This window comes from Trinickia sp. (assembly GCF_057351765.1).
In genome coordinates this window covers 1-5,690 of sequence record NZ_JBMRBK010000094.1, presented here as the reverse complement: position 1 = coordinate 5,690, position 5,690 = coordinate 1, and the positions used below count along the sequence as shown (strand labels likewise).

At 63.1% G+C, this 5,690-nt stretch carries 5 protein-coding genes; 2 read left to right on the top strand and 3 right to left on the bottom strand.

The annotated features are described in order from the left end of the window. Positions 1–1,419, top strand: a 1,419-nt coding sequence (locus tag ACO1XS_RS25445; protein ID WP_486391990.1) for an aldehyde dehydrogenase family protein, incomplete at its 5' end; no start/stop codon positions are given. Between the two features lie 132 nt (positions 1,420–1,551). Here the strand turns inward: ACO1XS_RS25445 and ACO1XS_RS25440 are convergent. Further along, positions 1,552–2,745, bottom strand: coding sequence for a porin (locus ACO1XS_RS25440; RefSeq protein WP_331568112.1), 1,194 nt, complete (start codon positions 2,743–2,745; stop codon positions 1,552–1,554). A 295-nt stretch (positions 2,746–3,040) separates the two neighbouring features. Here ACO1XS_RS25440 and ACO1XS_RS25435 point away from each other — a divergent pair, with 295 nt between their 5' ends. Further along, a complete protein-coding gene (locus ACO1XS_RS25435) occupies positions 3,041–4,597 on the top strand; it encodes a methyl-accepting chemotaxis protein (protein ID WP_486391989.1) in 1,557 nt (518 codons plus the stop codon). 10 nt (positions 4,598–4,607) lie between these two features. On the opposite strand, the gene ACO1XS_RS25430 is transcribed toward ACO1XS_RS25435, so the two are convergent. Together ACO1XS_RS25430 and ACO1XS_RS25425 are read right to left on the bottom strand one after the other, a co-directional pair. Then, positions 4,608–5,354, bottom strand: coding sequence for a FadR/GntR family transcriptional regulator (locus ACO1XS_RS25430; protein ID WP_331568110.1), 747 nt, complete (start codon positions 5,352–5,354; stop codon positions 4,608–4,610). 169 nt (positions 5,355–5,523) lie between these two features. Further along, the gene (locus ACO1XS_RS25425) at positions 5,524–5,679 is read right to left on the bottom strand and encodes a beta-propeller fold lactonase family protein (protein WP_486391991.1); all 156 of its coding nucleotides are present in this window, start codon (positions 5,677–5,679) and stop codon (positions 5,524–5,526) included. Between the last annotated feature and the right edge of the window lie 11 nt (positions 5,680–5,690).

The following is a 5,690-nucleotide window of genomic DNA, read 5'->3' as shown; positions in this document are numbered from 1 at the left end:
TACTTCGAAAACGTTTCGCCGATCAACGGCAAGCCGTTCTGTCGCATTCCCCGTTCCGGCGCAGCGGACGTCGAGCTCGCGCTCGATGCGGCTCACAAGGCGCGTCGCGCCTGGGGCAAGACTTCGACGACCGATCGTGCCAACCTGCTGCTCGCGGCAGCCGATCGGATGGAGAGGAATCTGAAGCTGTTGGCCGTGGCCGAAACGATCGACAACGGCAAGCCGCTGCGCGAGACGATGGCCGCCGATCTGCCGCTCGCGGTCGATCATCTGCGCTACTTCGCCGGCTGCATTCGCGCGCAGGAGGGTGGCATTTCGGAGATCGACGACAACACCGTCGCGTACCACTTCCATGAGCCGATGGGCGTCGTTGGCCAGATCATCCCCTGGAACTTCCCGTTGTTGATGGCGGCATGGAAGCTTGCCCCCGCGCTCGCGGCCGGCAACTGCGTCGTGCTGAAACCGGCGGAGCAGACGCCGGCTTCGATCCTCGTGCTGATGCAGATCATCGGCGATCTGTTCCCGGCCGGCGTCGTCAACATCGTGAACGGCTTCGGCCGTGAGGCGGGCGAAGCGCTGGCCACGAGCAACCGCATTTCGAAGCTGGCCTTCACGGGCTCCACGCCGACGGGCAAGCACATCATGCGTGCGGCAGCCGAGACGTTGATTCCGACCACGGTCGAGCTCGGCGGCAAGAGCCCGAACATTTTCTTCGCCGACGTGCTCGATCGCGACGATGCGTTCCTCGACAAGGCGCTCGAAGGCCTCGCGATGTTCGCGCTGAACCAGGGCGAAGTCTGTACCTGCCCGTCACGCGTGATGATCCAGGAATCGATCTACGAGCGCTTCATCGAAAAGGCGATCACCCGGGTGCAGGCGATCAAGGCCGGCCATCCGTTGGATCCGTCGACGATGATCGGCGCGCGGGCTCCGCAGCAGCAGCTCGACAAGATCCTGTCGTATATCGACATCGGCCGCGGGGAGGGCGCGCAATGTCTGACGGGCGGCGAGCGAAGGAGTCCTGCCGAAGGCCTGTCGAGCGGCTACTACGTGATGCCGACGATGCTGCTCGGTAACAACAAGATGCGCGTATTCCAGGAGGAGATCTTCGGGCCGGTCGCGTCGGTGATGACGTTCAAGGACGAAGCTGAAGCGATCGAACTCGCCAACGATACGTATTTCGGACTCGGTGCGGGGGTCTGGACGCGCGACGGCACGCGCGCGTACCGGATGGGCCGCGAGATCGAAGCGGGTCGCGTATGGACCAATTGCTATCACCTGTACCCGGCACATGCGGCGTTCGGCGGCTATAAGCAGTCGGGCATCGGACGCGAGACCCACAAGATCGCGCTGTCGAACTACCAGCAAACGAAGTGTCTGCTCGTGAGTTACGACGCCAAGCCGCTTGGGTTCTTCTGATCGCGCGCAGTACGCGAGGCGGCGCTGTTTACAAAGAAAAACGCCAGAGTCGTGAGACTCTGGCGTTCAAGTGCTCGCACCGAAGTTTGAGCAGCGCGGCATCGATAACCGATGCCGCGCAGTCGTTGTTGCTTAGAAGCGGTGGATGATGCCTGCGCCGATCGCAACTTGGTTTTGGCTCGCCGACGCGCTGATGCCGTCGCCGATTTGTGCCGTTGCGTTGATGATCGCTGCGCCGTTACGCGTCTTGCCCGTGGCGTGCTGGTACGCTTCGATCACGTAGAAGCCCGTGCGCTTCGACAGTGCGTAGTACTGCGACAGGTTGAACTGGTGGTACTTGGCAGCGCTCGTGATGCCGTTGGCTTCCGATGCGGCCGTGTAGCTGTAGCCTGCAGCGAGGTCCAGAGCAGCCGTCGCCTTCCAGTGCAGCACAGCGCCAAACGTGTTGAACACGGCTTCGTTCGTGAACGTCGAACCGGCGCCCGGCACGTAGACCACGTTCGTGTACGACGCGGACACGTCCCACGCCGGCGTGAACTGATAGCCGGCCGTCACGCCGAGGCGGCGCTGAGCGACAGCCGTCTTGTAGCCATTGTTGATGGCCGACACGGCTTCTTCAGCACCGTTGTTGCTCGCCGCCGACGTCCACGTAGCACCGTTGGCGTTCTTGATGTTCTGATATCCGACGCCGATACCGAACGGGCCGTTCTTGTATTGCGCAGCCACGCTCCACACCGAGTTCGCTGCGACGCTGCCCGGCGTGCCGCCGAACGCGTAGCCGCCGCTGAACGTGAAGCCGTAGAGGTTCGGCGACGTGTAGATGACCTGGTTGTTGGTCCGGTAGTTCGTATCGAGCGAGTCGATATCGCCCGGATGCGCGCCGAATGCGCCGGTCAGCCACGTCGTCGGGCTCCACGGCGAGAGCAGCGTGTAGTACGGCGTGTACTGACGGCCCATCGTGACCGTACCGAAGGCGTCGTTCGTCAGGCCAACCCAGGCTTGACGGTGGAATTCGAGACCGGCCGTGCTTTGCGTGCCGTTCATGATGTTGAAGCCTTGCTCCAACGTGAAGATGGCCTTCGTACCGCCGCCGAGGTCTTCGCTGCCCTTCAGGCCGAAGCGGTTGCCCGCCCACACGCCGTTGTTCATCTTGACCAGCGACTTACCGCCCGACGTCGCGCCCGTCGAAGGAGCGACGTTGTTCACATAGGCGAAGCCGTTATCCACGATACCGTAGAGCGTAACGCTGCTTTGCGCTTGCGCAGCGCCAGCAACGAGGCTCGTCGCGGCTGCGGCCACCATCGTGGCGAGTACTTTCTTCTTCATCAGATCTCCGGGTGCTGAGAGGGACTTCTTATCGATACCGGCGCCGCTGGCACCGGTACTTATATGTCATCGTATGACTGTAACTGCCAGTAAAATTGTCGGGGCGACCCCGGGGCGGGCATACTAGGGAAACTACTACGTATTAACCCGCTAGCTCCTGCTTGTAAGACAACGTATGATGTGCGCCGCCGCGTATTTCCATCGACTATCCAACGCCCGGGCTTGATTTAAGTCATTCAAGAAAACCCTGACAGGACCGATAAATAGGGGATCGACGTAATACGGGGGACACAAGATGCGCAACTGGACAGTGCGACACAGCCTGCTCGCGGTATTGATCGTCTTCGCGGTCATGATCATCGTGGGTGGAGCAGTAGGCGTGGTGGCACTCGATCGCTCCAACGGCAACGCCCGCTTCCAGCGCCAGGTCGCGCGTCAGGTCATTCTCGCCAACGACGGCTACAAAGACACCACGCGTACCCGCTCGGCGCTCACGCGCGCCTACGCCGCGCTCAAAGAGAACAACGACAAGGCCACGCGCGACTCGGCGCTCAAGAGCGCCCAGACCACGATCGACCGCGCCGCCGAGGAAACGGAGGCGTTTCGCCGTGCGGACCGGTTCGACGGGCAGGATGACGCGTTAAAACAACAGTTGCTCAATGCGTCCGACCAGCTCGCAACCCACCTGAAAGCGGCATTCGTGGCGTTGCAAAATGACGACACTGCGGCCTACGTGACGATCAACGACGGGGACATCCGGAACGCCGGCATCGCCTATTCGGCGGCTGTGGAGAAGTTTCAGCAGCTTGCGCGCATGCTGGCCGATGCCTCGGCCGAGCGCGGCGAGGCGGAGTTCAAGTGGGTGCTCGGCATGGTGATCGTCGGCGTATCGTTCGCGCTCGCCCTCATCATCGCCACGCATTTCGCGCTTCGCCGCATCGTGCTCGGGCCGCTGCGGCAGGCGGTCGATATGCTCGACCGGATTGCCGCGAACGATCTGACCGTCGAGGTGCCCGAGGCCGGCAGGAGCGAAGTCGGCCAGTTGTTCGGCGCCATGCGGCGCATGCGGCTCGGGTTATGGCGGACCGTTTCGGACGTACGCACGAATTGCGATGCCATTCACACTGCCGCGCGGGAGATCGCCGCCGGCAATCTCGATCTGTCGAGCCGGACCGAACAACAGTCCGCGTCGCTGCAGGAGACCGCGGCGAACATGGAGCAGCTCACTTCGACCGTCAAGCGCAATGCCGATAGCGCGCAGCAGGCGAGCAGTCTCGCGTCGAGTGCCGCGCAGGTCGCGACGCGCGGAGGCGATGTCGTCGCGCGCGCGGTGCAGACGATGAACGCGGTGTCCGAAAGCTCGCAAAAGATTGCCGATATCACCGGCATGATCGACAGCATCGCGTTCCAGACGAACATCCTCGCGCTCAATGCGGCCGTCGAATCGGCCCGGGCCGGGGAGGCCGGGCGCGGCTTTGCCGTGGTCGCATCCGAAGTGCGCGCACTCGCGCAGCGCAGCGCCGCCGCGGCCCATGAGATCAAGACGCTCATCGGCACATCGGTCGCGGACGTCAAAAACGGCAACACGCTCGTGGTCGAGGCCGGGCAGACGATGAACGAGATCGTGACGGCCGTGAGCGAGGTCGCGGGCATCATGGCCGAAATCACCGCGGCCACGGCCGAGCAAAGCATCGGCATCGCCCAGATCGGCGACGCCGTCAGCCAGATGGATCAAGTCACCCAGCAAAACGCTGCGCTCGTCGAGGAATCGGCGGCCGCGGCCGGCGCGCTCGAGCAGCAGGCGCAAGCCACGGCTTCCGCCGTCGCCGCCTTCAGGCTCGCTGCCGCCTGATACCGCGCGTTCAGTCGAATTGCGTCGCCGCGTGCTGATTCGCGCGGCGCAGCCGCTCGCGGCTGTTCGAAAGATGCATGCGCATGGCCGCGCGCGCGCTTTCGGCGTCGCGCCGCGCAATCGCGTCGAAGATGCTTTCGTGCTCGCGGTTCACGAGCGAGAGATAGGCGCTCGGGTCTTCGCGCGCGATGCTGGCGGAGTCGACGCGCTCGCGCGGAATCAATGCCGTGCCGAGCTGCACGAGAATATCGACGAAGTAGCGATTGCCGGTGGCCTGCGCCACCGCGACATGAAAGTCGAGATCCGCTTCCACACTGTCCGAGGCATTCGCGCGCTTGGCCGCGATCGTATCGAGTGCGGTGCGAATGCGCGCGATGTCGGCCGACTTCGCCCGTTGCGCGGCGAGCCCCGCGCATTCCGTCTCGAGGCTGATGCGCAACTCGAGAATTGCCAGTACGTCGCGTAACGTCGTACCCGGGACCACTTCGAGGCCAATCGATTGTTTGCTCGGCTCGAGCACGAAGCTGCCGATGCCATGGCGCGTCTCGATCACTTTTGCGGCCTGCAAACGGGAAATGGCCTCACGGATGACGGTGCGGCTGACGCTCATCGTTTCCATGAGCTGGGATTCCGTCGGAAGCTTGTCACCGGGCTTGAGGACGCTTGCCTCGATTTGCTCAGTCAAGCGGCTGACGACGAATTCCGCCAAGTTTCGAGCCCGTCTTTGTGGGACGGCAGTGGTGGGCGGCGCGGACATCGATGTACCTCGTGGGGACAGCATTTTATGAGTGCGAATGCCTATTCATTATAGCTAGTCACGCCCGCCGGTCGTCAGATGACGGACATTCGGTGGGCGAGGAAAGCGGCATGGACCGGCACCGGCGCGCCATGGGCGGCCCGTGCCGGCTTTGCCGACGCCGTCTGCGTTACTCGAACGTGACCACTTCGACCCAGTTCGGGTTCTTCCCGGTCTCTGCACCGCCGTTGGCCGTCAGTGCGCCGGTTTTGCGATCGATACGATACTCGGTCAAATGATTCGAGAGTTGTCCAACCGCGAACAGATATTGACCGGATGCGTCGATGCCGAAACCGC

What these genes read in the sequence shown, in the direction of transcription:
- ACO1XS_RS25440 (WP_331568112.1), bottom strand. Translation starts at nt 2,745, where the DNA reads ATGAAGAAGAAAGTACTCGCCACGATGGTGGCCGCAGCCGCGACGAGC.
- ACO1XS_RS25435 (WP_486391989.1), top strand. Translation starts at nt 3,041, where the DNA reads ATGCGCAACTGGACAGTGCGACACAGCCTGCTCGCGGTATTGATCGTC.
- ACO1XS_RS25430 (WP_331568110.1), bottom strand. Translation starts at nt 5,354, where the DNA reads ATGTCCGCGCCGCCCACCACTGCCGTCCCACAAAGACGGGCTCGAAAC.